The 26,866-nt window shown below is 66.0% G+C and carries 23 protein-coding genes and 1 tRNA gene; 12 read left to right on the top strand and 12 right to left on the bottom strand.

Annotation, left to right across the window (positions count from 1 at the left end; translation table 11 throughout):
• Positions 1 to 25 precede the first annotated feature (25 nt).
• Positions 26 to 295 (top strand): hypothetical protein, encoded by a 270-nt coding sequence (locus GY40_RS27750; RefSeq protein WP_133561381.1) that lies wholly within the window; start codon positions 26 to 28, stop codon positions 293 to 295.
• A gap of 177 nt (positions 296 to 472) precedes the next feature.
• Here the strand turns inward: GY40_RS27750 and GY40_RS21855 are convergent, their stop codons facing one another.
• Positions 473 to 1,363 (bottom strand): LysR substrate-binding domain-containing protein, encoded by an 891-nt coding sequence (locus tag GY40_RS21855; protein ID WP_038366879.1) that lies wholly within the window; start codon positions 1,361 to 1,363, stop codon positions 473 to 475.
• A gap of 203 nt (positions 1,364 to 1,566) precedes the next feature.
• On the opposite strand from GY40_RS21855, the gene ilvD reads away from it, so the two are divergent.
• The gene (gene ilvD, locus GY40_RS21850) at positions 1,567 to 3,408 is read left to right on the top strand and encodes a dihydroxy-acid dehydratase (protein WP_038366878.1); all 1,842 of its coding nucleotides are present in this window, start codon (positions 1,567 to 1,569) and stop codon (positions 3,406 to 3,408) included.
• A gap of 218 nt (positions 3,409 to 3,626) precedes the next feature.
• Here the strand turns inward: ilvD and GY40_RS21845 are convergent, their stop codons facing one another.
• Positions 3,627 to 4,091 carry a hypothetical protein gene (locus tag GY40_RS21845; protein ID WP_038366992.1) on the bottom strand — a complete coding sequence of 155 codons (465 nt, stop codon included), beginning with the start codon at positions 4,089 to 4,091 and terminating at the stop codon, positions 3,627 to 3,629.
• A 229-nt stretch (positions 4,092 to 4,320) separates the two neighbouring features.
• Here GY40_RS21845 and GY40_RS21840 point away from each other — a divergent pair, with 229 nt between their 5' ends.
• The 4 genes from GY40_RS21840 to GY40_RS21825 all read left to right on the top strand — a co-directional run bounded on the left by GY40_RS21840 (position 4,321) and on the right by GY40_RS21825 (position 9,041).
• A complete protein-coding gene (locus GY40_RS21840) occupies positions 4,321 to 4,764 on the top strand; it encodes an Lrp/AsnC family transcriptional regulator (protein WP_038366877.1) in 444 nt (147 codons plus the stop codon).
• Positions 4,765 to 4,935: 171 nt separating this feature from the next.
• Entirely contained in the window at positions 4,936 to 6,066 is a 1,131-nt protein-coding gene (locus GY40_RS21835; protein ID WP_051988395.1) for a saccharopine dehydrogenase family protein, read from the top strand.
• A gap of 127 nt (positions 6,067 to 6,193) precedes the next feature.
• Complete coding sequence (locus tag GY40_RS21830) at positions 6,194 to 7,210, top strand: protein-methionine-sulfoxide reductase heme-binding subunit MsrQ (RefSeq protein WP_248311250.1); 1,017 nt, start codon at positions 6,194 to 6,196, stop codon at positions 7,208 to 7,210.
• A gap of 163 nt (positions 7,211 to 7,373) precedes the next feature.
• Positions 7,374 to 9,041 (top strand): MFS transporter, encoded by a 1,668-nt coding sequence (locus tag GY40_RS21825; protein WP_038366983.1) that lies wholly within the window; start codon positions 7,374 to 7,376, stop codon positions 9,039 to 9,041.
• A gap of 78 nt (positions 9,042 to 9,119) precedes the next feature.
• On the opposite strand, the gene GY40_RS21820 is transcribed toward GY40_RS21825, so the two are convergent.
• Complete coding sequence (locus tag GY40_RS21820; RefSeq protein WP_038366876.1) at positions 9,120 to 9,917, bottom strand: undecaprenyl-diphosphate phosphatase; 798 nt, start codon at positions 9,915 to 9,917, stop codon at positions 9,120 to 9,122.
• A 255-nt stretch (positions 9,918 to 10,172) separates the two neighbouring features.
• On the opposite strand from GY40_RS21820, the gene GY40_RS21815 reads away from it, so the two are divergent.
• From GY40_RS21815 to GY40_RS21805, 3 genes are read left to right on the top strand one after another with little or no spacing between them, the layout of a single operon-like run.
• Positions 10,173 to 10,865 carry a glutathione S-transferase family protein gene (locus GY40_RS21815; protein ID WP_038366875.1) on the top strand — a complete coding sequence of 231 codons (693 nt, stop codon included), beginning with the start codon at positions 10,173 to 10,175 and terminating at the stop codon, positions 10,863 to 10,865.
• Positions 10,763 to 12,001: a tRNA epoxyqueuosine(34) reductase QueG gene (gene queG, locus GY40_RS21810; protein WP_081925594.1), complete on the top strand. Its 1,239-nt coding sequence runs from the start codon at positions 10,763 to 10,765 to the stop codon at positions 11,999 to 12,001. The genes GY40_RS21815 and queG overlap by 103 nt, the downstream gene beginning before the upstream one ends.
• Complete coding sequence (locus GY40_RS21805; RefSeq protein WP_038366873.1) at positions 11,998 to 12,864, top strand: SDR family oxidoreductase; 867 nt, start codon at positions 11,998 to 12,000, stop codon at positions 12,862 to 12,864. The genes queG and GY40_RS21805 overlap by 4 nt, the downstream gene beginning before the upstream one ends.
• Positions 12,865 to 12,871: 7 nt before the next feature.
• Here the strand turns inward: GY40_RS21805 and GY40_RS21800 are convergent, their stop codons facing one another.
• The 5 genes from GY40_RS21800 to GY40_RS21780 all read right to left on the bottom strand — a co-directional run bounded on the left by GY40_RS21800 (position 12,872) and on the right by GY40_RS21780 (position 18,876).
• Complete coding sequence (locus tag GY40_RS21800; protein ID WP_248311254.1) at positions 12,872 to 13,723, bottom strand: l-ornithine N(alpha)-acyltransferase; 852 nt, start codon at positions 13,721 to 13,723, stop codon at positions 12,872 to 12,874.
• Positions 13,724 to 13,930: 207 nt separating this feature from the next.
• Complete coding sequence (locus GY40_RS21795; RefSeq protein WP_156116039.1) at positions 13,931 to 16,012, bottom strand: ATP-binding protein; 2,082 nt, start codon at positions 16,010 to 16,012, stop codon at positions 13,931 to 13,933.
• A 141-nt stretch (positions 16,013 to 16,153) separates the two neighbouring features.
• A complete protein-coding gene (locus GY40_RS21790) occupies positions 16,154 to 17,692 on the bottom strand; it encodes a YifB family Mg chelatase-like AAA ATPase (protein WP_038366872.1) in 1,539 nt (512 codons plus the stop codon).
• A 123-nt stretch (positions 17,693 to 17,815) separates the two neighbouring features.
• Complete coding sequence (msrA, locus tag GY40_RS21785) at positions 17,816 to 18,472, bottom strand: peptide-methionine (S)-S-oxide reductase MsrA (protein ID WP_038366871.1); 657 nt, start codon at positions 18,470 to 18,472, stop codon at positions 17,816 to 17,818.
• An 83-nt stretch (positions 18,473 to 18,555) separates the two neighbouring features.
• Entirely contained in the window at positions 18,556 to 18,876 is a 321-nt protein-coding gene (locus GY40_RS21780) for a hypothetical protein (RefSeq protein ID WP_038366870.1), read from the bottom strand.
• A 246-nt stretch (positions 18,877 to 19,122) separates the two neighbouring features.
• Here GY40_RS21780 and GY40_RS21775 point away from each other — a divergent pair.
• From GY40_RS21775 to GY40_RS21765, 3 genes are all read left to right on the top strand, one after another.
• Positions 19,123 to 19,212 (top strand) — tRNA-Ser (locus tag GY40_RS21775).
• 347 nt (positions 19,213 to 19,559) lie between these two features.
• The gene (locus GY40_RS21770) at positions 19,560 to 20,012 is read left to right on the top strand and encodes a hypothetical protein (RefSeq protein WP_156116038.1); all 453 of its coding nucleotides are present in this window, start codon (positions 19,560 to 19,562) and stop codon (positions 20,010 to 20,012) included.
• A gap of 29 nt (positions 20,013 to 20,041) precedes the next feature.
• Complete coding sequence (locus GY40_RS21765; protein ID WP_248311249.1) at positions 20,042 to 20,698, top strand: hypothetical protein; 657 nt, start codon at positions 20,042 to 20,044, stop codon at positions 20,696 to 20,698.
• A gap of 4 nt (positions 20,699 to 20,702) precedes the next feature.
• On the opposite strand, the gene GY40_RS21760 is transcribed toward GY40_RS21765, so the two are convergent.
• From GY40_RS21760 to GY40_RS21745, 4 genes are all read right to left on the bottom strand, one after another.
• Positions 20,703 to 21,380 carry an HNH endonuclease gene (locus GY40_RS21760; protein WP_038366867.1) on the bottom strand — a complete coding sequence of 226 codons (678 nt, stop codon included), beginning with the start codon at positions 21,378 to 21,380 and terminating at the stop codon, positions 20,703 to 20,705.
• A 9-nt stretch (positions 21,381 to 21,389) separates the two neighbouring features.
• Positions 21,390 to 23,741 carry a DEAD/DEAH box helicase family protein gene (locus tag GY40_RS21755; protein WP_038366866.1) on the bottom strand — a complete coding sequence of 784 codons (2,352 nt, stop codon included), beginning with the start codon at positions 23,739 to 23,741 and terminating at the stop codon, positions 21,390 to 21,392.
• On the bottom strand, positions 23,738 to 25,846 hold the full coding sequence (locus GY40_RS26735) for a site-specific DNA-methyltransferase (protein WP_248311248.1): 2,109 nt from the start codon (positions 25,844 to 25,846) through the stop codon (positions 23,738 to 23,740). The genes GY40_RS21755 and GY40_RS26735 overlap by 4 nt, the downstream gene beginning before the upstream one ends.
• A 311-nt stretch (positions 25,847 to 26,157) precedes the next feature.
• Positions 26,158 to 26,661 (bottom strand): hypothetical protein, encoded by a 504-nt coding sequence (locus tag GY40_RS21745; protein ID WP_038366864.1) that lies wholly within the window; start codon positions 26,659 to 26,661, stop codon positions 26,158 to 26,160.
• Positions 26,662 to 26,866: the final 205 nt, after the last annotated feature.

Genomic DNA, 26,866 nt, shown 5'->3' with positions numbered 1-26,866 from the left:
CACTGCGTATTGACGGAGCCATTACTTGACCGATCAAGCTTTCGCTCAACCAACCAGGCAAATGGTTCTTGTTAAAACGCAGCACACCGAAGTCTCGTTCGATCCAGGCCGTAGCCCGGATCCGCAAGAACCCCGCCGTCCACGTTTCTCTTTCTATCTTCAATTTTCAAACAGCGGCAGCTTCTACAAAACCGACAGAACTTCATCCGGCGAACCGGCCTCAGCCCCAGCGTCCTTAGGAAGCGCAGAAGAGGCGCCGCTCAGCGGCGGCGCCGTCTCGATGGGCGGTTTATAGGCGGGACCCCCGAGACATGTCAACGGCCATTTTGAAAGTTTTTCGAGGGAAAGTGCTTTTGATTTGAAATCAAACACTTAGCTGGGAATCCGCTGTTCACAGCCCCAGGCCGATGCCGTTCCGCCGGAATTTTTCCCGCTGTCCTTCCCAGGGGGCAGGCGAAGCCCCCGCAGGCCTTCAGTCCGCGCCATGCGCCCCCTGCCCCTGAACGGCCATTTCGTCGTTCAAGGCGTCTGCCAGGAAGGCGCTCATCGCCGCGACGGCAGCTCCCGGCCGGCCCGGCGCCAGATGCAGCGCGATCTCCGAAGCCGGCAGCGGCGGCAAGCCATGCTCGATCCCGAGCAGCTGCAGATCCGCGCGGGCGGTACCGGCCTTGACCACGGTCAGCGCCGCGCCGGAGGCCGCGACCGCCTCGACAGCGCCGATGCTGGAGCTGGAAAACAGGATGCGCCAGCGCAGCCCCGCTTCGTTCAAGGCGTCCAGCGCCCATTCGCGGAACATGTTCGGCGCCTTCAGCAAGGCGAGCTGCAAGGGCTCTTCCGGAACAAAGGCCATTCTATCCGAGCAAGCCCAGTGCGTCGGCTCACGCCGCAGCACCTCGCCGCGGCCATCGCCCGCCTTCTGCGTGGCGAGCACGAGATCGAACTCCTCGCCGAGACTGTTGAGAAGATCGCGGGTGAAGCCCGTCGTCACCTCGAGCTCGACATCGGGATGGGAGCGGGCAAAGCGCGCCAATGTCTCGGGCAGCACGATCGTGGCGTAATCATCCATCACCGCGAGCCTGACCCGGCCGCTGACGCTCTGCGCATTGATGACGTCGAGCGCCTCGTCATGCAGCGCGACGATGCGGCGGGCATAGCCGAGGAATTGTTCGCCCGCGCGCGTGAGGAGGACCTCATGCGGCGAGCGCTGCAGCAAGGTCTGCCCGGCCAGTTCCTCGAGACGGCGGATCTGGGTGCTGACGGTCGACTGGCTGCGGAAGAGTGCCGCCGCGGCGCGGGTGAAGCTGCGCAGCTCCGCGATGGTGACGAAACTGCGCAGCAGATCGACGTCGATATTGCGCAGCATGGCCGAATGCCCCTCACCTCTTAACGATCCAGCGAGAGCCGTTATGCCAATTCGGACAGCGTCTGTCCCATGGGCAGACGCGGCTGGCTGCCATGCGTGGCGCCGATCATGGAAATCGAAGAATTCAATTTTGTCACAGGGCGCGGCGACGATAGTTTGCCGCGCAACGGGACATCAGGAGCCCGAGACCGGAGACGCATGAGATGCCCAGGCTGAGATCCGCAACCTCCACCCATGGCCGCAACATGGCCGGCGCCCGCGGCCTGTGGCGCGCCACAGGCATGAAGGACGGCGATTTCGGCAAGCCGATCGTCGCGGTGGTGAACTCCTTCACTCAGTTCGTGCCGGGCCATGTCCATCTCCAGGATCTCGGCCAGCTCGTGGCACGCGAGATCGAGAAGGCCGGCGGCGTCGCCAAGGAGTTCAACACCATCGCGGTCGATGACGGCATCGCCATGGGCCATGACGGTATGCTCTACAGCCTGCCCTCGCGCGAGCTGATCGCCGACAGCGTCGAGTACATGGTCAACGCCCATTGCGCCGACGCGATGGTCTGCATCTCCAATTGCGACAAGATCACGCCCGGCATGCTGATGGCGGCGATGCGGCTCAACATCCCGACCGTCTTCGTTTCGGGCGGGCCGATGGAGGCCGGCAAATTCATCGCCGAGGGCGTGCTGAAGAAGGTCGACCTCGTCGACGCGATGATCGCGGCCGCCGACGACAAATATACGGACGAGCAGGTCGACGTGATCGAGCGCTCGGCCTGCCCGACCTGCGGCTCCTGCTCGGGCATGTTCACGGCGAATTCGATGAACTGCCTGACCGAGGCGCTCGGCCTCGCACTGCCGGGCAATGGCTCGACGCTCGCCACCCATGCCGACCGCAAGCGCCTCTTCGTCGAGGCGGGGCATCTGATCGTCGACCTCGCCCGGCGCTATTACGACCAGGACGACGAGAGCGTGCTGCCGCGCAATGTCGGCTCGTTCAAGGCCTTCGAGAACGCGATGACGCTCGACATCGCCATGGGCGGTTCGACCAATACGGTGCTGCACCTGCTGGCGGCAGCGCATGAGGCCGAGATCGACTTCACCATGGCCGATATCGACCGGCTGTCGCGGCGCGTTCCGGTGCTGTGCAAGGTCGCGCCCGCCGTCGCCAACGTCCATATGGAAGATGTCCACCGCGCCGGCGGCATCATGGCGATCCTCGGCGAGCTCGACCGCGCCGGGCTGATCGACACCTCGCTACCGACCGTCCACGCCACCACCATGGCCGAGGCGCTGGCGCGCTGGGACATCACGCAGACGACGAGCGAGGCGGTGCGCTCCTTCTACAGCGCGGCGCCCGGCGGCGTGCCCACGCAGACCGCCTTCAGCCAGGAGCGCCGCTTCGAGGAGCTCGACACCGACCGAGAGGCCGGCGTCATCCGCAGCGCCGAGCATGCCTATTCCAAGGATGGCGGTCTCGCCGTGCTGTTCGGCAACATCGCGCTCGACGGCTGCATCGTGAAGACGGCGGGCGTCGATGCTTCGATCCTGAAGTTCTCCGGTCCGGCCGTGATCTTCGAGAGCCAGGATGCTGCGGTCGAGGGCATCCTCAACCGCAAGGTCAAGGAAGGCGATATCGTGCTGATCCGCTATGAGGGGCCGCGCGGCGGGCCGGGCATGCAGGAGATGCTCTATCCGACGAGCTATCTGAAGTCGAAGGGGCTCGGCAAAGCCTGCGCGCTCGTCACCGACGGACGCTTCTCGGGCGGCTCGTCCGGCCTCTCGATCGGCCATGTCTCGCCGGAAGCGGCCGAGGGCGGCGCGATCGGCCTGGTCGAGAGCGGCGACATCATCGCGATCGACATCCCCAACCGCAGCATCACGCTGCAGGTTTCCAATGAGGAGCTCGCACGCCGCCGCGCTGCGATGGAAGCCAGGGGCAAGGATGCCTGGAAGCCGGCAGCGCCGCGCAAGCGCAAGGTCTCGACCGCGCTCAAGGCCTATGCCGCGACAACGACGAGTGCCGCGAAGGGCGCCGTCCGGGTCGTCGACTGAGGCGGGAGCCTCCGCCCGGCCGGCTCCATCCGGCCGGGCTCGCCATTCCCATATCGAATCCGGGTTCCCTTTCCGCCGGGCTGCTTTAGCTTTGGGCGCCTCGCGGCAACCCGGCACCGACGCAGCCGTCGGATCCCGCCTCGCGGCCTTCGCAGATGCTTTGAAACGACGAACGCCGCGCCTGCCGGCGCGGCGTTCGAATTCCGGCAGGGACCGGATCAGCTCTTGAGCTTGGTGTTGCACTGGCTCCAGTAGCCGCCGCCCTTCTCGATCCATTTCAGATCGCCATTGGCGTTCGCCGCCTTGTTGGCATTGTACTGATCGACGCAGGTCTTGAGGCGGGCCTTTCCGGCCGTCTCGCTCGAATATTTCTGCGACACCGCCTTCGGGAACACGGCAGGCTTGGCCTTGCCGGCCGGCTTGGCCGTCGTCGCGGCAGCAGCCGTCGCGGGCGCTGCCGGCTCCGCCGGCATGGCCGCAGCGGCCTCGTCATCGGCGGCGTCGTCATCGCCGCACTGGGCCTTGCGGAAGTCGTTCCACTTCTGGCCCTTCAGGGTATTGGCCTTCTTGGCGTCCTGATATTTGACGCTGCATTCCTTCATCGTCAGGGCCGAGGCCGGCGACGCAGCGAAGGACATCAAAGCAAGGGCTGACGCGGATGCGAGAACGAAAGTCCTGAACATGACGGTCTCCATAGCGAGGCTTCTCTGCCGCGAGCGGCATCGCACTCCTATTCTTGCGGCGATGCAAGCCCTTTTCCGGCGCCCCCAACAACGTTTCACGGACTGCGCGGTTCCATTCCGCTCGCTTGCAGCACGTCTTTCGACGGCATGATGACAACCGCCCTCCCCGGCTTGCCGGGGCCGGGCCTTTGCCGCCATGGTGCCGGCCCTGCGAAGCACCGGAGACAGCATGGCAAGACCATCCGACGCGGCGAAAGACCGAGACCTGATCCGCATCCTCTCGGAGAATGCGCGCCTGCCCCTCTCGGACATCGCCAGGATGCTCGGCGTCTCGCGTGCGACCGCCCAGGGGCGGCTCGCCCGGCTGGAGCGCGACGGGGTCATCGCCGGCTACACGACCATCCTCGGCAAGGCCGCCCGGCCTGCCACGACGATCGCGGCGCTCGTCATGATCGAACTCGAGGTCAAGCGGCAGGGCGGCGTCGTCGCAGCGCTGAAGAAGCGGCCGGAAATCGTGCAATGCCACACGCTGAGCGGCCATTTCGACCTCTCCGTGAAGGTCGAATGCGAAACCGCGAGCGATCTCGACGCGGTGATCGACTGGATCGCCGAGATGGAGGGCGTGCGCCGCACGACATCCTCGGTGATTCTCGCGCGGAAGTTCGAGCGCTGAGGCAGCCTCCACCGGCGCGATCATTTCCCTTCGATTTCAATCATAATCCCTCGATATGACCAATCATAAGCCGTCATATCGACGATCCGCCCGTTAAACGACGCAGCCCTTCGCTCCAGCATGGCGTCAGGGAACGGTCCGCTTGGGGGCCGGCCATGTCAGGGGATCGTCATGACCTTCCAGAAACAGCGCATCGCCGTACTCGGCGCGGGCCAGATCGGCGCCATCATCGCCGGCATGCTGGCCGAGCAGGGACATGAGGTCACACTGGCCGATGCCTCGAAAGCCCAGCTCGCCCATGCCGCCGGCAAGCGCTTCGGCACGGCAGCGGTCGATGCGGCCGATCTCGGAGCGCTCAGCACCTTCCTGCGCGACCGCGACATCGTCGTCAGCGCCTGCCCCTATTTCCTGAACAAAGGTATCGCCAAGGTCGCGGCCGAGACGAAGACGCATTATTTCGACCTGACCGAGGACGTCGCCACCACCGCCTATGTCAAGGAACTCGGCCGGAGCGCCGATGTCGCGCTCGTGCCGCAATGCGGTCTGGCGCCCGGCTTCATCTGCATCCTCGGCGCCGACATGGCGGCGCGCTTCGACAGCGTGCGCACCATCAAGATGCGCGTCGGGGCACTGCCGCTCTACCCGACCAACGCGCTGCGCTACAACGTCACCTGGTCGGTCGACGGGCTGATCAACGAATACTGCAACCCTTGCGAGATCGTCTTCGACGGCCAGTCGACGCTGGTACCGGCGCTCGAGGGTATCGAAGGCGTGATGATCGACGGCGTCGCCTATGAGGCCTTCAACACCTCGGGCGGACTGGGAACGCTGACCGAGACGCTGGCCGGCAAGGTCCGCAACATGAGCTACAAGACGCTGCGCTATCCCGGCCATGCCGATATCATGAAGCTCCTGCTGCGCGATCTCGATCTCGCCGATGACCGCGAGACGATGCGGCGCATTCTCAGCCACTCCGCCCCCTTCACCCGCAAGGACGTGGTGGTGATCTTCGTCACCGGCGTCGGCGAGCGCGCCGGCCGGCTGGAAGAGGAGAGCGTGGTGCTGCGCTATGACGGCAATGACGAGCTCGGCGCCATCCAGCTCACCACCGCCGCCGGCTGCGTCGCCATGATCGAGCTCTTCCTTGCCGGCAAGCTGCCCGCCAAGGGCTTCGTGCGGCAGGAGGATGCCGCGCTCGCCGATTTCCTGGCGACGAAGGCCGGAACGCGGCTGGTCCGCGAGGCGCGCGGAGCGGATGCTTCGGGGCTCAAGCTCGCGCCGGCGATCAAGAACGCGGCCTGACGCAGAGGCGCAGCAGCCCGGCCGAGCTCGACGGCGCGCCTTCACGCCCTTGTGTGCAGAGGTGTGGGACAATGTCCCCACGCTTCAGCTATGTCGGGGGCGTGAACCCGCATTATGGAGAGCGGTCGTGACAGCTCCGCTGCGCGCAGAGGCCGAAGCCGTCCAGGGCGTCGCCATCCATGGCGACGCCGGGCGGACGACCGCGCGGACAGGTCCGGCCGACAGAAAGCCTGCAAGCGGCAAGAACGCTGCGAACGGCAAGAAGGCCGGGCTGAGGGAGTGGCTGCCCTGGCTCGACCGGCAGGGCCGGTTTTCGGGCCTGCGGGCCGCCGCTTTCGCACTGACCCTGCTGCCGGCCGTGCTGATCATCTACGCCGCCTGGATGGGCCAGCTCGGCTCGAAGCCCTGGACGGAGGCGATCCACCGCACGGGCATCTGGGCGGTCAGGCTGCTTGTGCTGTCGCTCGCGATCTCGCCGCTCCGGCGGCTCCTGGACTGGGGCAAGCTGATCGGGGTCCGGCGCATGCTCGGGCTCTCGGTCATGGCCTATGCGCTGGGCCATCTCGGCCTCCATTGCATCGACATGGCCTTCGACTGGGGGCTGATCGTCTCCGAGATCGTCAAGCGCTTCTATCTGACGATCGGCTTCGTCGCGCTGCTGGGCCTCTGCGCGCTCGGCGCGACCTCGACGGACGGGATGATCCGCCGGCTCGGCAAGAACTGGCAGAGGCTGCACAACCTCGTCTATCCGATCGCGGGGCTGGCGCTGCTGCATTTCGCGCTGCAGTCCAAGATCGACGTGACCGAGCCCGCGCTGATGAGCGGGCTGTTCATCCTGCTCTTGTTCTATCGCGGCCTCTATCGCTGGAAGCTGCCGGTTTCGCTGCCCGCTCTCGCCGGCCTCGCCTTGCTGGCCGGCCTCGCCACGGCGCTGCTCGAAACCGGCTGGTATGCGCTGACCAGCGGCGTCTCGCCCTGGCTCGTCTTCCAGGCCAACGCCGACATCCTGACCTATTGGGACTATGCCTCGATCAGGCCGGCGCATTGGGTGGCACTGGCCGGGCTCGCCGTCGTGGCGGCGCGGGCGTGGGGCGCCCGCAAGCCCCGTCCGCCGCGCCAGGCACGGCAGCCGGCAACGGCCTGAGAGGGCGCCCGCGGGCCTGCGCAAAAACTTTCCCAGTTTCGCCGTTTTCGAAATCGAAAACGGTTTCCTCCGCGCGCCCTCATGCTAACCCTATTCCATGCCTGATGATTTGCATGCCCAACCGACAGCCGATGTGGCGGAAGCCGAACTCGCTTCGGAAGGCATAGCGCGCTCGGACACCTCGCCTTTCGTCCCGCTGCGGCAACCGATCTTCCGGGCCGTCTGGTTCGCCAGCCTCGCCTCCAATTTCGGCGGCCTCGTCCAGGCGGTCGGTGCCTCCTGGATGATGGCCTCGATCTCGCCCTCGGCGGAAATGGTAGCGCTGGTCCAGGCTTCGACGACGCTGCCGGTGATGCTGTTCTCGCTCGCGGCCGGGGCGATCTCCGACAATTACGACCGGCGCCGGATCATGCTGACCGCGCAGTTCTTCATGCTGGCCGTCTCTGTCGGGCTCGCGGCCTGCGCCTGGCTCGGGCTGATCACGCCCTGGCTGCTCCTGAGCTTCACCTTTCTGATCGGCTGCGGCACGGCCCTCAACAACCCGGCCTGGCAATCCTCGGTGGGGGACATGGTGCCGCGCCGCGACGTGCCGGCGGCGGTGACGCTGAACAGCGTCGCCTTCAACATCGCGCGCAGCGTCGGCCCCGCCATCGGCGGCGCCATCGTCGCCGCGGCCGGCGCGGTCGCCGCCTTCGTGATCAACGCCTTCTCCTATATCGGCCTGATCACCGTGCTCGCCCGCTGGCAACCGCCCAAGGTCGAACGGGTGTTGCCGCGCGAGACGCTGTTCATCGCGATGGGCGCGGGCGTGCGCTATGTCGCGATGTCGCCGAACATCCGCGCGGTGATCCTGCGCGCCTTCGCCTTCGGCTTCGGCGCGATCGTCGGCCTCGCCCTGCTGCCGCTGGTGGCGCGCGACCTGATCCGCGGCGGGCCGCTGACCTATGGCATCCTGCTCGGCGGCTTCGGGGCCGGCGCCGTCGCCGGCGCCTTCATGAGCGCCCGCCTGCGCCGGGTGATGAGCACAGAAGCCTTGGTCCGCTCGACCTTCATCGCCTATGCGGTCGGCATCCTGCTGGTGGCCTTCAGCCGGACGATCTGGATGACGATCCCCGGCCTCTTCGTCTGCGGCGCCTGCTGGGTGCTGGCGCTCTCGACCTTCAACGCCACGGTCCAGCTCTCGGCGCCGCGCTGGGTCGTGGGCCGGGCGCTGGCGATCTACCAGATGGCCACCTTCGGCGGCATGGCGATGGGCAGCTGGGCCTGGGGGCGCACGGCGCTGCTGTTCGGAACGGACCGGGGCCTGCAGCTTTCGGCCATCGCCCTGCTGATCGGAGCGGGCCTGGGCCTGCTCTACAGGCTGCCGCCGCTGGAGGAGCTCAATCTCGATCCGCTCAGCCGCTGGCGCGAGCCCAAGGTCGCGGTCGATATCGAGCCACGCAGCGGGCCGGTGATCGTCACCGTCGAATACATCATCAGGCCGGAGGACGTTGTCGCCTTCCTGAACGTGATGGCGGAGCGCCGCCGCATCCGCCGGCGCGACGGCGCGCGCCACTGGACGCTGCTGCGCGACCTGACCGATCCGACGCTCTGGTTCGAGCGCTACGACAGCCCGACCTGGGTCGAATATGTCCGGCAGAATCAGCGGGTGACGCAGGCCGACGCCGAAATCGGGGAGCGCGTACGCGCCTTGCACAGCGGGCCGAACCCGCCTGTCGTCCACCGCATGATCGAGCGGCAGACCGCCTCGCTCACCTCGGCCCCGGCCGCCGCCCCGTCGACCTCCGTGCCCGTCGCCACCCCGCTGGGTGATCCCTCGCGGGCCGGCTAGGGCGGGATCGCCTCAGATGGACTCATGAGGCGACCCCATCCAAAATCCGAACCGCCCCTGATCAAAAAGCGGGTGCGATCAGCCGACGATCCAGAGCCCGGCAAGCCCGACCAAGCCGACGATGATCCGCCACCAGGCGAAGACCGCGAAGCCGCGCTTCGAGACGAAGTCGAGGAAGGAGCGCACCACGATCAGCGCCGAAAAGAAAGCAGCGACGAAGCCGATGACGATCAGCATGCTGTCGTTGAAGGTCAGGTCCTTGTAGCTCTTCAGGAGATCGTAGGCGAAGGCGCCCGCCATGGTCGGCATGGCAAGGAAGAAGGAGAACTCGGCCGCCGCCCGCTTGCTGGCGCCGAGCAGCATCGCTCCGACGATCGTGGCGCCGGAGCGGGAGACGCCGGGGATCATGGCGAGGCACTGGAAGAAGCCGATCTTGAGATACATCGGCAGCGTGAAGGCGGTCGCGTCGGTGTATTTCTCCTGGAGCTCCAGCTCGTCGACCACGAGCAGGACGAGCCCGCCGGCGATCAGCGCGCAGCAGACGATCAGGGGATTGAACAGCACGCCCTTGATGAAGCCGTGCAGGAGCGCGCCGATGATGGCCGCAGGCAGGAAGGCGACCAGCACGCCGATGACGAAGCGCCGGGCGGCAGGATCGCTCGGGAGGCGCAGCGCGATGTCGAGCAGGCGGCGGAAATAGACCAGCAGGATCGCCAGGATCGCGCCGAGCTGGATCAGGACCTCGAAGGTCTTGCCGTTCGATTCGAAGCCGAGGAAGTGGCCCAGCAGCAGGAGATGGCCCGTCGAGGAGACCGGCAGGAACTCAGTGAGGCCCTCGACGATGCCGAGGACGAAGGCTTCGATGAGATTCTGCATGGGAGAACGTCCTCGTGCGACTTGGATCCGCGCCGGCTGGCTTCGGTCGATGCGTTACCGGCTTACGCCCGGCTCTTTGCAAATTGGTTACCACTTCGCCAATGAACCCAGGCAAATCGTCCGCGTCCGCTTCCCCCGCGCTTGTGGCGCTTTTCGGGCGTGATAAGAGCGGGCGCTGGACGCATAGCGGGGATTTTTCTGGCCTCTCGCCCCGCTCCGGCCGCATTTGACCCGCTTCAAGGCTTCATGAGTGCCATGGCGACGCTGTACCATTATCCGCTATGCCCGCATTCGCGCTTCATCCGTCTCGTGCTCGGTGAATTCGGCATGGAGGCCGAGCTGGTCGAGGAGCGTGTCTGGGAGAGGCGGCGGGAATTCCTCGAGCTCAACACGGCGGGGACCACGCCCGTCTTCCAGGAGCAGAACGGCCTGGCCGTGCCCGGCGCCGGGCCGATCGCCGAATATCTCGACGAGACGCGCGGGCTCGCGCTCGGCGACCGCCGGCTCCTGCCCGAGGGGCCGGGCGAGCGCGTCGAGGTGCGCCGGCTGCTCGACTGGTTCAACCTGAAGTTCCATGACGAGATCACCGGGCCGCTGGTGCTCGAAAAGGTGATGAAGCGCTTCATGAGCCGCGACGAAGGCGGCGGGCCGCCGGAAATGGGCGCGATCCGCGCGGCGCGCTCCAATGTGCGCTATCATCTGCGCTATATCTCCTGGCTGCTCGCCAAGCGGAACTGGCTGGCGGGCGCCGGGCTGAGCTATGCGGACCTCGCCGCGGCGGCGCATCTTTCCTGCGTCGACTATCTCGGTGACGTGCCCTGGGAAGAGGACGAGACGGCGCGCGCATGGTACGCCCGAATCAAATCGCGGCCGAGCTTCCGGCCGCTGCTGAGCGACCGGGTGCCGGGCATGGCTCCGAGCGCCCATTACGACAATCTGGACTTCTGAGCGGCGAGGCGCTGAAGCGCGCCATTGCCGCGCGTGCCCGCACCGAGGGCTTCGCCGCGATGCGCGTCGCGGCGGCCGATGCGATTCCGCTCGCGCCGGGCCGGCTCAAGGCCTGGCTCGAGGCCGGCTATCACGGCGACATGGCCTGGATGGACGAGCGCACCGCCCAGCGCGCCGATCCGCGGGCGCTGTGGAGCGAGGTCCGTTCCGTCATCATGCTCGGGATGAACTATGCCGGCGAGGGCGACCCGCTCGCCATGCTCGCCCACCCCGACAAGGGCGCGATCTCGCTCTATGCCCGCCGGCGCGACTATCACGACGTCATCAAGGGCAAGCTCAAGAGCGTGGCCGGGCTGCTCGCGGCGCGCGGCGGCGGCGACGTCAAGGTGTTCGTCGATACCGCCCCGGTCATGGAGAAGCCGCTGGCGCAAGCGGCCGGGCTCGGCTGGCAGGGCAAGCACACCGTGCTCGTCTCGCGCGAGCATGGCTCCTGGCTGCTGCTTGGCGCGATCTACACCACAGCCGAGCTGCCGACCGACGAGCCCGAGCGCGACCATTGCGGCTCCTGCCGGCGCTGCCTCGACATCTGCCCGACCGCGGCCTTCCCGGCGCCTTACCAGCTCGATGCGCGCCGCTGCATCGCCTATCTCACCATCGAGCATCCCGGCCATATCGATGCAGAGCTGCGCAGCGGCATCGGCAACCGCATCTTCGGCTGCGACGACTGCCTCGCCGTCTGCCCCTGGAACAAATTCGCCGAAAGCACGCAGGAAACCCGCCTCGCCTTGAAGGACGAGCTCGACGGGCTGTCCCTGGCCGAGCTCGCCGGCCTCGACGATGCGGCCTTCCGCACGCTCTTCGCCGGCACGCCGGTGAAGCGGACCGGGCGCGACCGCTTCCTGCGCAACGTGCTGATCGCGATCGGCAATAGCGGCCGGCCGGAGCTGGCCGCCAGCGCCCTTGTGCATCTCGACGCGCCCTCCCCGCTGGTGCGTGCGATGGCGGTCTGGGCGCTCGGCCGCCTCGATCCGGCGCAGGCCGCACTCTTGGCGCCGACGAGCTTGCGCACGGAAACCGACCATCAGGTGCAGGCCGAATGGGCCGCCCTGCTCCCGCAGACGGAAGATGCCGCATGAAACTGCTGATCCTCGGCCTCGGCTATTCGGCCGGCTTCTTCGCGCGCGCCGCGCTCGCCCGCGGCTGGGAAGTGACCGGGACCTCCCGCTCGGCCGAGCGGGCCGCGGAGCTCAGCCGCGAAGGCATCCGCACGCTGGTCTTCGGCGGCTTCGCAGTCTCGTCCCCGCTCGCCAAGGCCGTGGCGGAGGCCGAAGCCGTGCTCGTCTCGGTCCAGCCGGGCGAGGACGGCGACCCCGTGCTGCAAAGGCTGCGCACCGAACTCGCCACCGCGCCGGCGCTGCGCTGGATCGGCTATCTCTCGACCATCGGCGTCTATGGCGACCAGGGCGGCGCCTGGATCGACGAAAGCCAGCCGGTGAATCCGGGCAGCGCCCGCAACAGGCTGCGCGTCGCGATCGAAGAGGACTGGCTGGCGCTGGGGCGCGACAGCGGCAAGGCCGTGCAGATCTTCCGCCTTTCCGGCATCTACGGCCCCGGCCGCAACCCCATCGCCAAATTGCGCGAGGGCAAGGCGACGCGGCTCGTCAAGCCGGGCCAGGTCTTCAACCGCATCCATGTCGACGACATAACCGGCATCCTGATGGCGTCGCTTGCGCAGCCGCGCAACGGCGCGATCTACAACGCGACCGATGATGAGCCGGCTCCGCCGCAGGATGTCGTCAGCTTCGCCGCGGGGCTGACCGGGCTGGAGCCACCGCCCGAAATCCCTTTCGGCGAAGCGAAGCTCTCGTCGATGGCCGCGAGCTTCTACGGCGAGAACAAGCGGGTCTCGAATGCACTGGTGAAGCGGGAACTCGGCTACGCCTTCCGCTATCCGACCTATCGCGAAGCGCTGAAGGCGCTGGCCGCAGCCGGCGAATAAACGGCCGTCAGGCGGCGTAGCGCGAGTTCTCGCCGCCGTAATACTGGGCATAGCGCCTGTCGATCGCCGAGACGGGCAGCACGACGAGCACGTCGGTCGTTCCGAACTGGCGGTCGATGACCGCGCCGGAGCCGAAGCGGGCGCCGAGCCTGAGATAGCCCTTGATCAGCGGCGGCATCTGCTTCAGCGCGAGCTTGTAGTCGACCATCTCCGCGGGCAGCCGGTCCATGCCGACGAGATGCTCGGGATGCGCCTCAGCACTCCATTCGCCCTGCGAGCGGGCATGGTGGTGCAGGAAGCTCAGCGGCAAGGCGAGCGCGTCAGGGTCGGTGCCGTCGAAGGAGGCGCAGCCGAACATGGCGTCGATGCGGTGATGCTCCAGATAGGCCCAGATACCAGACCAGAGCAGCTCGACGGTGCGTTTGTTGCGGTAAGGCTGCAGCACGCAGGAGCGGCCGAGCTCGAGGAAGCGCTGGCCGGGATGGCGTGCCAGCAGGGGCGCGAGATCGAACTCGCTTTGCGTATAGAAGCCGCCCAGCCGATTCGCCGCGCTCTGCCGCATCAGGCGGTAGGTGCCGACGACCTTCGGCTTGATGCCGCCGAAACGGCCCTTCGCCGCATGGTCGATGACGAGCAGATGATCGCAGGCCTTGTCGAAGCGGTCGGCATCGCGGCGGAACATGCGGGCGACCACATCAGGCTTCGCCGACATTTCCTGATAGAACACGCGGTAGCGCAGCCGCTGCGCCCGCCAGATCTCGCGGGGGCCGCGCGCCAGCCGGACTTCGAGCGAGCCGAGCCGACCCAGGCTCCCCGAAAGCGGCGCTGATTCGCCGGCTTCCAATCCGTAACGGCGCATCGCCCCGCCCGTGATGAGCATCATCGGAGCGAGGCGTGAAAGCAGGGGATTGCCGGCGGAAAACCGGGCCGGCAGCGCGTTCGATCGCTCAGAAACGTGCAATGCCATCGCCTGTCTCACCCTCTAAGCCGCTTCCGGCATCCGGGAAGGCTTGCTCCGCGCATCTTACAACTTCGCGACAAAACTGCGTCGAAGCGGTGACGCCCGTCAAGCCGACAATGTCCGCGAGGCCTCCTTGCCGAGGTGATCGAGCCAGCGCAACAGCGCCGCGCGCTCGAGCGGTTTGGCGAGACAATCATCCATTCCCGCCGCGAGCGCGGCCTCGCGATCCGCCGCCGAAACATTGGCCGTGACGGCCAGCAGCGGCAAGCGTCGGATGCGGCCACGCTCCGCTTCCAGCGTCCGCACGGCACGGGCGCAGTCCAGCCCGGTCATCACCGGCATGCGGATATCGAGAAGCGCGAGATCGAGCGGCGCGGCGGCGCCGGCGAGGCTGGCCTCGATCCGCTGCAGGGCCTCGCGCCCGTCGCGGACCCAGATGACCGAGGAGCCGAGACGCTCCAGCGTCCGCGTCAGCAGCAGCGCATTGATCTCGTTATCCTCCGCGACGAGGATGTTGAGGGGCTTGCGCACCGGCGATCTGGCGGCCTGGCTCTTGCCTGTAGCCGGCAAGGTTTGGGGAAAGCGCGTACCCAGCCGCTCATAGAGCGAGCGGGCGCGGACGGGCTTGATGAGGAAGCCCGAGAATCCCGCGGCCTGCGGCGAGCCGAACTGGCGCCGTGCCAGGGACGACAGCAGGATCAGGCAATCGCGGATGCCCGCCTCCCGCACCGTTTCCGCCAGCTCCTTCGCCGCGCCGTCGCCGAGCGCATGGTCGATCAGCACCGCGGTCACCGGGCGTTCGCCGGCAAGGGTCGCCCGTGCCGCCTCCACGGAGGCCGCGACGGAGACCGCCGCGCCCGTGGCCCGGATCGACTCCCACAGGAAGCGCGCCGCGAAGGGCGCAGGAGAAGCGAGCAGGACATGCTGCTCCGGCCAGTGCGGGATCGGCACCGTCTCGGCGCCCGGCGCCGCGGCCAGCGGCAGGATCACGCGGAAGCTCGCGCCCTCGCCGAGGCGGCTCTCCGCCCGGACCTCGCCCTCCATCAGCCCGACCAGCCGCCGCACGATGGCGAGGCCGAGGCCGGTACCGGCATGGCGGATTCCGGGGCCATGGTCCAGTTGCTCGAACTCCCCGAAAATGACCTCGAGCCTGTCGGCCGGAATGCCGGGCCCGGTATCGGAGACCAGGATCTCGACCATTCTCCCCACCCGCCGCACGCTCAGGCCGACGCCGCCGGCATCGGTGAACTTGACGGCGTTGCCGACCAGATTGAGCAGGATCTGCCGCAGGCGGTCGCGATCGCCGACGAGCTGCGCCGGCAGTTCCGGCGCGATATAGGCCGCAAGCTCGATTCCCTTGGCCTGGGCCCGGGGCGCCATCAGCTCGGAGACCGTCTCGACCAGCTGGACGACATCGAAGGGTTCCTCGACGAGCTCCAGCCGGCCAGCTTCCACCTTGGCGAAGTCGAGGATGTCGTCGACGAGGGCGAGCAGCGCCTCGCCGGAGATGCGCAGGGCCTGGACATAGGTCGACTGCTCGCCATCGAGGCCGGTATCGGCCAGCAGATCGGACATGCCGAGGATGCCGTTCAGCGGCGTGCGGAATTCGTGGCTCACCGTGGCGAGGAAGCGCGACTTCGCCTCATTGGCGGCCTCGGCCCGGGCGCGGGCCTCGACCAGCGCGTCTTCATCGGCGATACGGGCGGAGATGTCGCGGCCGACGCGCTGGATCAAGGTGCGGCCGCCTGGGCCTGGAACCGCCGTCTCGATCCAGGCGATCCAGCGCTCCCCGACATAGGTCGCGAGGCATTCGTCGAAACTGCGGGCTCCGCCGTCGAGCGTCCGCAGCGCCCGCGAGGCGAGCTGCGGCAATTGCGCCTCGCTGCCGACGAGATCGTTCTCCTCGGCACCGAACAGCGCGGCATAGGCGGTATTCGCGTAGATGATGCGGGCCCCGTCGCGCTGGACGATGAAATCGCCCTGAGCCTCGACCAGGCTGCGATAGCGCTGCTCGCTGTCGGCCAGCGTCCAGAGCTGGTCGTTCAGCGTCTCGACCTCATGGGTGAGCGATGCGAGCTGGCGGCGTGCGCGCGCCAGCTGCCTCAGCGCGAGGACGCCGCCCGTTCCCAGCAGGGCGACGATGACAGCGGCAGCGATGACGAACCATGTCCAGGACGAGAGAGCCATGCTCCCCGTCTAAGGCCGCCGCCCTGAAAAAAGCCGCTTGAGGAAAGCGCGATTTTGCCGTCAGCTTTCAAGCAAGGCTTAACCCTGAGGGGCTTGCGGGGCAGCCCGGCTTTTCCCGAAACCGCGGGACCGGGGCTTTCTCTACGCCGCCTGCGCCAGCTCCCCGCCGCGCGTGCGATAGGACAGCGCCTCGGCGAGATGCAGCCGGCCGACCTTCGCCTCGCCGTCCAGATCGGCGAGCGTGCGCGCGACCTTCAGCACGCGGTGATAGGCACGGGCGGTGAGCCGCAGCGCCTCGGCCGCATCCCTCAGCAGGGCAAGGCCGGCATTGTCGGGACGGGCGATCTCCTCCAGCACCGGCCCCGGGCAGGCGGCATTGGTGGTGACGTGGCCAAGCCCGAGCGCCTCGAAGCGGGCGCCCTGGAGCGCCCTCGCCGCCGCGACGCGCGCCGCGACCTCGGCGGAGCCCTCGCTGGCGGCCGGCAGGATGAGGTCGGCGGCGGTGACCGCCGGCACGTCGATCGCGATGTCGATCCGGTCGAGCAGCGGGCCGGAAATCCGGGCCTGGTACTGCGCCATGCAGCGCTCGTTCGGCTGGCGCCGGCAGGCATAGCCCGGCTCCGTCGCCTTGCCGCAGCGGCAAGGATTCATCGCCGCGACGAGCTGGAAGCGCGCAGGGTAGACGGCACGATGGTTCGCCCGCGAGATCAGCACGTCGCCGGTCTCCATCGGCTGGCGCAGCGCATCGAGCACCTGCGGCTGGAACTCGGGCAATTCGTCGAGAAAAAGCACGCCGTGATGGGCGAGCGAGATCTCGCCGGGCTTCGCCTGCAGGCCGCCGCCGACGAGCGCCGCCATCGAAGCCGAGTGATGCGGCGCGCGGAATGGTCGTCGATCGGTCAGGGCACCGCCGGCGAGATGGCCGCCGACGGAGAGCACCATCGAGACCTCCAGAAGCTCGCGTGGCGTCAGCGGCGGCAGGATCGAAGGCAGGCGGCTCGCCAACATCGACTTGCCGGCGCCGGGCGGCCCGTTCATCACGAGATTATGGCCGCCGGCCGCCGCGATCTCGAGCACGCGCTTCGCGCTCTCCTGGCCCTTGATGTCGGCGAGATCGGGCAAGGCCCCGCTCTGGCGCGCCACGGCCGGCTCGGGCCGCGCCATCACCTGCGTGCCCTTGAAATGATTGGCGAGCTGGATCAGCGAGCGCGGCGCCAGGATGTCGATATCGGCCGCCGCCCAGGCCGCCTCCGGGCCGGTCGAAGCCGGGCAGATCAGCCCCTGCCCGCGATCATAGGCCGCGATCGCGGCCGGAAGCACGCCGGCGACGGCCGCGATCGAGCCGTCGAGAGCGAGCTCGCCGAGCACGGTGTAGCCGGCCAGGGCATCCGGCGGGAGCGCGCCGATGGCCGCCATCACGGCGAGCGCGATCGGCAGGTCGTAATGGCTGCCCTCCTTCGGCAGATCGGCCGGCGCGAGGTTGACGGTGATGCGCTTGGCCGGCAGGGCCAGCCCCGAGGCGATGAGAGCCGCCCTGACCCGCTCCCGGCTTTCGGCGACGGCCTTGTCGGGCAGGCCGACGAGGACGAAGGCGACGCTGCCGGAGGAAACCTGCACCTGCACGTCGACGGCCCGCGCCTCGATGCCCTCGAACGCCACCGTCGCGACCCGCGTCACCATCTCAGCCCCCGTTCCCCAGCGAAACGCTAGCGGAGCTTCAGGTCCGGCGCAAGAACATATAGAGAACCATACGAAAAAGGGCGCCGCTGACGGCGCCCTTCCCGGAACTCCGGACCTTTCGCCTCAGGCGTGGACGCCAAGGCCGATCTGGCAGGCGACGCCCGTTCCGCCCAGGCCGCAATAGCCGGCCGGATTCTTGGCGAGATATTGCTGGTGGTAGTCCTCGGCGAAATAGAAGGGCGGCGCCTCGCGGATCTCGGTCGTGATCGGCCCGTAGCCATTCGCCGCCAGCGCCATCATATATTCGTCGCGGGAACGCTCGGCCGCCGCGCGCTGCGCGTCGTCGAAGACATAGATCGCCGACCGGTACTGCGTGCCGATGTCATTGCCCTGGCGCATGCCCTGGGTCGGGTCGTGATTCTCCCAGAAGGCCTTGAGCAGATCCTCATAGGAGATCTTGGCCGGATCGTAGACGACGAGCACGACCTCGGTGTGGCCGGTCATGCCGCTGCAGACCTCCTCATAGGTCGGGTTCGGGGTCTCCCCGCCGGCATAGCCGACGGCCGTCACCCAGACGCCGTCACCCATCTGCCAGAACTTCCGTTCCGCGCCCCAGAAGCAGCCTAGCCCGAACACGGCCTGGCGCAGGCCTTCCGGATAAGGGCCAGCGAGGCGATGGCCGTTGACGAAATGGGTTTCGGCGGTGGGGATCGCCGCGGCGCGCCCGGGCAGCGCTTCGGCCGCGGTCGGCAGTGAAGTCTTCTTGCGCAGGGAGAACATCGTCGGCTCCGTTCCGTTCAACTCGACGCCTTATGTAAGCATCGAAACGGCCTCTGCACAGGATGCGAGGTCGCTGCCCGTTTTCACCGACGCGTGACGATCCCGATCCGGGGCTCGGGTGGCCGGGCGAGCCAAAGCAGGGCAAAGCCGACCAAGAGCGCCACGAGCGCGGCCGGCGCCTGCATGGCCGAGAGCACCACCGGATCCCATAGCAAGGGGTGGATGTCGCGCTCGATCATCGGGCCGAGCAGCCGATAGCGCTCGTGCAGCAGCGCCGCGAGGACATCCCCCACCGTGGTGAAGCGCAGCAGCGCATTCGCGATCGAACGCGCGCCATCGATAACCAGAATGATAAAGCCCGCAGCGACGAGAAGATATCCGACAAGCCTGACCAGAAACCGCACAGCTCAGCCCTCTGCGTCCACGCCTTCGCCTTCGGCACGGGCCTGCCACCGCGCCGACCAGAGATGTGCGCGTGCCGACCGCCGAGCGCAACCCGCCCGGGACGATTTCCGCCGGATCGCGCCAAGCGCGCATCGCTTCGCGAGGCGGGCGAACAGCGGAGCCCGCGGCCTGATCGCAAGGGATTGTGAAAACACTGCGACTCGGCCCTTGAAAGATTACGCCTCGGCGGTCATAAGCAGCCCGCCGGACAGGTGGCCGAGTGGTTGAAGGCGCACGCCTGGAAAGTGTGTATACGGGAAACCGTATCGCGGGTTCGAATCCCGCCCTGTCCGCCATGAAATTCGATTAAATATCTGAATTAATTAGGTATTTTCTGGGAATTTCGATCAACACCCCAACATTTACCCCAACACCGCTTCAACCTGCCCAATTCGCGGAGGGCGCCGGGATTATCGGGCCAATGGCTCGAATCGGTATTTTTTCACGACATACCCCCCCGCATTTGCCAGAGAGCCGATACCACGGAGCAGCAAAAGAGACCGATTCCGTGCGCTGTGCCGCGGGTGGTTTGGTCCCTATAAAAGGGGAGTATTTCAATTTTGCCGAAGGCCAAAACGCTCGAGGCGGACACCCCGGCAAGACGAACCCAACGGACTACTCCCTTGTCAAACGAGGACGTCAGATGAATCGCTTCCCCATTCGATCTGACATGCCCGGCTTGTCGAATGTTCAAGTGTCACTTCATCCGCCAGTGCCCTCCTCTGGGACGGCAACGGTCATCGACACAGCGGGAAAATCTTGGGTGTTGAGTTACGGCAAGGCTGGGCCGGTCCTAACCATGGAAATTCCCGAGGACGGGGCGATGTGCTCCTTCGAGCCATGGTCGGAGTATCCGGATTACTGGAGCGCGAGCGGTCTGGTCGTGAATACCGAGAGGGTTGGGTTGGCCAGTGGATTCTATCGATGCGCTTTGCTGCTCATACCGTACCTTGGCGGTCTGCACATCTCGCCTTCGGACAACGTGACGCCATCCGGACGCGGCCTGTGGAGTAAGCTTGATCCTACTATCGAGTGGGAGCCCGTCGAGACGACCGGCGGCTTCCGGCTTGATCTGACGGGCAGATCGGCGCCGTGAAAAGAGCTCCTCTCGATATCGCCCGAGCCTTGTCCGGCTTCACAGGAACCAAGCTCACGGCGACCCTCGCCAAGGTCGAGGGCTCGATCAACGGCCTGACCGCCGAGACGAGTGCGGCCTTCCTCGAACGGCACAAGGCGGGAAAGGACGCGCTCGCAGCAGCAGCTGAGATGAAGCGGTTGGCTGGCCAGATCAACGTAGTGATCCACGCGCTCGGCATCCTGATGTGCCTCCCGCACGTACTGGAGAAGGGTGAGGTCGTCGAGTACGTCTCTCTCGGCGCCGGCAACACGGGCCGTGCGTTCGACCTGGAGACGAACCTAAGGGTCGCCGAGTTCAAGTTCATTCGCTGGCAGGGCGGCGCCGAGACGATCCGGCAGAACGGCATCTTCAAGGACGTGTTCGAGCTCGTGCGACACCCTACGCCCAAGCGGAAATACCTATACGTCCTCGGCACTCATCACCCGATGAAGTTTTTTCAGGGCGGCCGGGCGCTCGACAGCGTCCTGAGCCGGCACGCGAAAGTGAAGGCAGCTTTCGACAACCTTTACGGCGACCAGTTCAAGCGAGTGCGGGACTGGTACGCGGTACACGGCGGCGTAGTGTCGGTCGTCGACGTCTCTCAGTGGCTGTCGGAGCTGGCCGAGGACCTGATCGGAGAGCCGGTGGAGCCGGAAGACGTCTGAGTGCCTATTCGTCGTTCAGCATCCCACAGATCACGCAGCGGGCGCCGTTCCAGCCGGTCACGCCGCAATTTGGACAGTCCCAGCTGGGGTGGACGTTGTCGCCCTTGGGCCGGGCGCCGATCATTCCGGTCGGGCCCCTAAATATAAGGAAGTCGCCGGCCTCGCTAATGACCACGCCGGGCCGGAGTTGCAGGGGGCGGCCGCGATCCTGCGGGATCCGGTTGGCTTCGTGGAACGTCAGCAATTCGCGCATGCGCTCGCGCTGGTCCGCACCCAGAGCGCCGGCCTCGCTGGCGTGCAACAGCGTCTCGATGGCCAAGCTCACCCGGCGGTTGGAAGCATAGGAATCGCGCATAGCTCTCGCCTCGGGGGCTTTCCTGGCCGCCCGTTCGAGAAAGCCCTGTATCAGCGGCGTCGCGTTGAAGACGTGCCCGCCCTTTGTCCGGTTGCAACGAGGGTGGGCCGGCATCCAGTTCTCGAAGCTATTGACCAAGAAGTCGTCCGGAAGCCCGAGGTTCCGCTTGATCTCCTCCAGCTCCGGCTTCCCGTCGAGATGCTCCGGGACGATGTGGTCCACCTGCATGTCGACGATGCCGAGCGGCTCGCCGCAGAGCCAGCATACCTCGCGATGGGCCGTGAAGACGGCGTACCGCTCCGGGCGGCTGAAGGCGTACGTCGACATGCCGCCTTCCTATCCGAGGTCGAGGGCCTTGTTGACCGCCGCTTCCATCGTGTCGTGGTTCGTGCAGCGTGGCTTTCCGGCGGCGTTCATTCGCCAGACCGCGTAGCCGCCCTTGGCCGTCTGCTTGATCGGGTCGTGCTTCCACTTCCCCTCGGTGATCAGACGGACCAGCACGCGCTCCTTGCCGGTCTCGTCCCTGATCGACATCAGCTTGAGGCCGGCATCGGAAACGATGAGATGTGCGCCCTTGGGATCGAGCGCGTACACCAAGTCGTCCTTCCAGACGATGAAGTCGGGATAGAAGCGGCGGGAGCTTCCCTTCTCCAGCAGCGGGATCGAGTAGCCGCCGTTCGAGGGATTGCGGACCCAGGTGTAGCCGAGTTGGTCGATCTCCCGTGCGCACTCCAGCTCGACGGCGTTCAGGTCGCTGTAGCCGTCGTGGCCTGCGTTCGTGAACATCTCGACGGCGCCCGGCTTCGTGAGGACGGACGAGACTGTGTAGGGGTTCCTATCCTCGAACGTCAGGCCGGCGTTATCGATGAATGTGTCGACGAGCTGATCCGCGCGGTTCCGCAGGTCGTGCGCGGCTCGGCTGGTTACCTCGACGAGAACCTCGAAGCGCGGGTCGGTCCAGTCGATGGTCTTCGTCGCCTCGGGATAAGCAGTCTGCATCGCCCTACGGATGACCCATCTGGCGATGACGCGGTTCGAGTGCTCCCGCTGCTCCGTCACTACCTCGGCGGCCGACCCGTCACCGACGCGCTGCGTGGCCTTCGTGAGCTCGCCCGGGCCGACGACGTTCACTGAGTCATGGGTGTAGTCCGGGATTAGATCCACGACGCCCTGGAGGGGCTCCACCGCCTCCTCGGCATCGATGTGGATCTCTGGGATCGTCAGGACCTGCTTCGGTTCGAGGCGAGCCCGCTTGCGGTCCCGCGGATCGCTGAAGCCTTCGAGGCTGACCTCCGGCATCTCGGAGGCGATCTTGCGGCGCACCGCGTCGAGGATGCGGGGGAATTCCTGCTTGCCGTCGAGGCGGATGTAGAAGCTCGCCGTATTGAGTTCCGGATCTGCGTAGTGCCGGGCTCCGGGCTGTCGCAGGACGCGCCCGATCACCTGCTCGGCCTGGATTGCCGATCCCATCGACTTGTCGATGTAGGCGAACGCGCACTCGGGATCGTCCCAGCCCTCCTGCAGGGAGAGATTGAAGATGATGTGCCGGAAGCCTCCCTCGCTGAACGCCGCGAAGTCGTCCTCGCCCCCAGAAAACAGCGTGAATTCCGGCGGGGGAGGATTATGCTTCCTGTCCACCTTCAGGTCGCAGTAGACGGCGATCTCGGCGGGATCGACCTTCAGCTGCTCTACCAAATGGCGCCAGATCAGGATGGGAGGCGCCTTGCGATGGTTGAACGGCCTTGTCGGGACGTCCTGGCTGCCGTCCTCGGCGTTAATGTTCGTCCGGCAGACGTAGATGGCCTTGGGCGAGAAGCCCGCCATGTGCTCGCGTGCCTTCTCGGACGTCGCTCGGAACTCGGCGAGCATATCGTCGAGCGCCGTCTCCATCTCGGTCGCATAGCCACCCAGGATGATCTGCCTCTTCACGAGGCCTGCGTCGACGACGTCCTTGCTCGGGATAGCGGTTACCAGGCCCATCTCCGGCTGGTCACCGGTGACGTATACGTCGTCGGTCCAGCCGTGCTCCTTCAGCCGGTCGATAATGCGGCCGAGCTTCCCCGGAGTCTTCATAGTGGCCGAGGCGACGAGCATCGCATCGGGCTCAAGCTCGAACAGCAATTCGACCTGCTGGTCGGCAAGGTTCTGCGCCTCGTCGTAGACGATGACGAGAGGGCGACGTCGGCCCTCGGACGACTTCCGCTCGCGCAGGCTTGTCCAGAGCGATTCCTCGCCTTTGTCCTTCGAGACCTTGTGGATCTTCAGGGAGCCTTCCCCGCGCTTCTCCTGGTTGAAGGCGCCCACGGTGCTCAAGGCAATGACGGGCTGAGTACCGTCGAGGATGCGCTCGCCGTCGACGTTCGACAGGTGCTCGATCAGGAAACCCTCAACGAGCCCGCTGTACTTGCCGCCCTTGGATAGGGTCGCGAACGTCTGCTCGACGACCGCCTTGGCCTTCGATATCCAAAGCACGATGGGCTCGACTGCCATCTGGGCCCTGATCTGTGCGACAGTATCGGCGAGGATCGCAGTCTTCCCCGATCCCGTGAGGGCCGACAGCGCCTGATAGAACGGCGTGTCCCAGTTCCTATTCTCCAACGGTCGCTTCGGATCGGCGACCAGGGTCGCGTACCGGGCGGCGATCTGGTCCGAGGCGCGGGCTTGATAAGGCAGAAGGTCGATGTTCACTCAGCGGCCTCCGCGTCGCTGCTCGTCTTTGTCTCCGCTCCCGTCCCGTAGGGCGAGTAGGCCTCGTTGAACCCGAGCTTTTCGAGGATGCGGTTGGGGATCTGATAGAACTCGATGTTGGGGCCGCTGTACGTCGATATGCGGGCGTAGACGTGGAAGGGCTGGACCAACCCCTCGTCTTCGGCCTCCTTCACGATGGCACGGAAGGCGTCGCGGTTGAGCTTGGACGGCTTGTCCGGTCCGTTCCATACGAGGAAGTACCCTTCCCCGGTCCGGCTCCGGGCGAACAGGTGTTCATGGGTGCCGGCGGGCAGCCGCTGCAGGTGCGACGCCGCCCGTTCCTTGTTATCCCAGTGGCTGGTCAGTAGCAGATCGATCATCTCCTCCCGTTCCAGCGCGAGCACCGCGCCTGCATCCACGGCCGAATTCAGCTTCGAGAACCGAAAGCCCCCCGGCAACGGTGTCGCAGTGATGCCGAGGACGCCAGTTTTCGTGACCCGCTCGCCCGTGATCGCGCGCCGGACACGCAGCGCCGTCAAGCTGCGCGCGTAGGCGTCCCCTCGTTCCGGACGCCCTTGTTCGACGAGGATAAAGCGGCGGGTCGCCCCGGATTCGTGGTTGAGGTCGAGGACGGCGTGAGCCGTCGTTCCCGACCCGGCAAAACAGTCAAGCACGATGCCGTTCGGCGGGCACCAGATCTGGATGATCTTTTTGATCAGCCGCAGCGGTTTCACCGTATCAAAGCCGTGGTTCCGACCCACAACCGCGGATAGCTCGTTGATGCCAGCTTGGCTGTGCCCGGACTGAGCGTGTTCCCACGACGTGCTGCCGACCTCCAGTGGCTCGTCGTAGTCGTCGGCGGCCCAATAGGTCGTCGGGACGATGCCCTGCTTCACATGGTGCAGGTACTTCTTCATCCCAAACGTACCCAGGCCCTCGTCACGCCAGTGCGCCGCCGGCCAATTGCCCGCGGCTAGAATTGCCTCGGCTGCCTCTCGCGCCTTCTTCAGGCCCGGATTGTCTGGCTGGAACTTCGGCTGCCCGGGAAGAGGCGCTCCTTTGATAATCAAGGCCTTCGGGTGACCGTCCTTTAGATCGCGCTCTTCGTATTCCGATCCCCAGGCTTTCAGCCACTCCTTCATTCGTTTCTTTTCCGAGCCCCAACAGCGGCCATCCGATGGGTAATGGAGGTCCCCCGTGAAGGGAGACTGGATGGCGTAGACCATCGACCGGTGAGTCTCGGCACCGGGCGCGGTGAGGTCGCCAGGCTTCCAAGGAAAGGGGTCGCCGTCTCTTGAGAAGTATCGCTTGTTCATCGCCTCGGTCCGCGCGAGCAGCGCAGTCTTCGAGCGGTCCATGTTTTTTGCATAGACAAGGACGTATTCGGTCGCGGTCGACAAATGCTTTTGGTCGTTTCGCGGCGCGTAACTCTTCTGCCAATTGATGATGCCGATGCGGTTCGACTCGCCGAAGATCTCGTCGAGAAGCATACCAAGGCGATAGAGCTCGCGGTGATCGATGCAGATCGCTAATACGCCGCTGGGCTTGAGCATCTCCTTCATCATCCACACGCGCGGCTTCATGAAGCGGAGCCACTTGGAATGGCGCGACCCGTCGTCGGCCGGAACCAGCTTCCCCAGGTCCGGATCGTTGGGGTCGTCGTCCCAGCGGTCGTTGTACCGGAAGTCGAGGCCGGTGTTGTACGGCGGGTCGGTCAGGATCAGATCGACCTGCCCACGATATTTGTAGAGGCTGACGAGAGCCTGAAGGTTCTCACCTTCGACGATGAGGTTCTCGGACTGCTCGCTCTCCGAGCCGTATGATAGTTTCCGCTCAATCTTCTGGGAGCGCGGCTTCACCTCTCGGACGATCTGCCAAGGCGGGCGCTGTCCAGGATAGGACATGCGAATGCCGCCGAGATCCTCGCCGTCGCGATCCATCAGCAGCCGGATGAGCTCTTCACGGCTCAGCTTATCGTAGTTCGCCATTGACCGGCCCCGGTACGCGTACGCTTTTCCTTCTATGTGCCTCGACCGGAGGCCCTGGCGCAACGCGGAAAGCGTGGTTTGGTGGGTTGTGCCCAGCTCTTCGGCCTCGGCACGCATGCCATATTGTTCCTATTTCGTTCTACAAATCAAGGGCAACAGAGGTTCCTGAGATCCGGCCTGGATTGAAGCGGCGATCGCGCTATCCTGCGAGTCTGGAGCAATCGTTGCGCCACGAACGGTGCCTTGCGATCTCGATGTCTTGGCCAAGCTTGCTTCTTGATCGGATAAGCAAGCAGAAAGCCAGGGGCAAGGAAGTTCCCTGCGTAGCGGCAAAACCGCCACCAGCGGCGGGGGCGATCGAGCCCCTACTAGCGCTGGCGGCGGCAGTGCCCCTACTATCTATATCTCGGCTGAAGGCGCTCCCTTTCTCACGCCGCCAATCCAAGCAAGTCTTGGTCAGCCTTTCGCGCACGGTGATGGCGGCGAGCTATCTGCACATGTCGCTCCGATCTTTCGGAAGCTGCCTTTTTCAATGCAGCGGTTGCCGCCTCCTGCGTCCCGATCCGCTTCCAGTCATCGGTTCGTGGAGGGTTAGGCTCTCGACCGTAGATGTACGTCAGGCGGTATCGTGACGGATTCCGGAAGCTCGATATTGATTGGGTTCCCTTGTGCGTGGTTTCGACGAAACCCAGCGCCTCGCATTGACGGATCGCTAGGGCAATCGACTTGCGCCGGATGCCGGCCTTCTCGAAATCGGTGTAGGTGCAAGGCAACTTGCCATTGTCCCTGCCGCCATGCGCCATGAGCTCCAGCTCCAGTCGATCCAGAACCAGGCGGGCATTGCAGGGCAGTGATCGCCAGGCGATCGACTCGCGCATACCCCTCTCGTGGCTGACAAACTGGTCCTGGATGGCTCCCTTCTTCTTACCCATCAGGCGACCTCCAGGAATGTCGTGAGCAGCTCCCCGGCCTCATTGCCACCGTGCATGCTCAATGGGCCTCCAGATCTGCAACGGGCAAAGAGTTGAGCCAAGCTGCAAACTCATCCCTGGGGATGAGGGTCTTTCGCCCACTCTTGCGGGCCCTGAGTTTCCCGGCCTTCAGTAGCCGGTAGACTTGGCGCGGGCTCATTCGAGC

Source organism: Allobosea sp. UNC402CLCol (assembly GCF_000745475.1).
Lineage (GTDB): Bacteria > Pseudomonadota > Alphaproteobacteria > Rhizobiales > Beijerinckiaceae > Allobosea > Allobosea spartocytisi.
The sequence above is the reverse complement of the archived record's forward strand: the minus strand, read 5'-3'. Positions and strand labels throughout refer to the sequence as shown.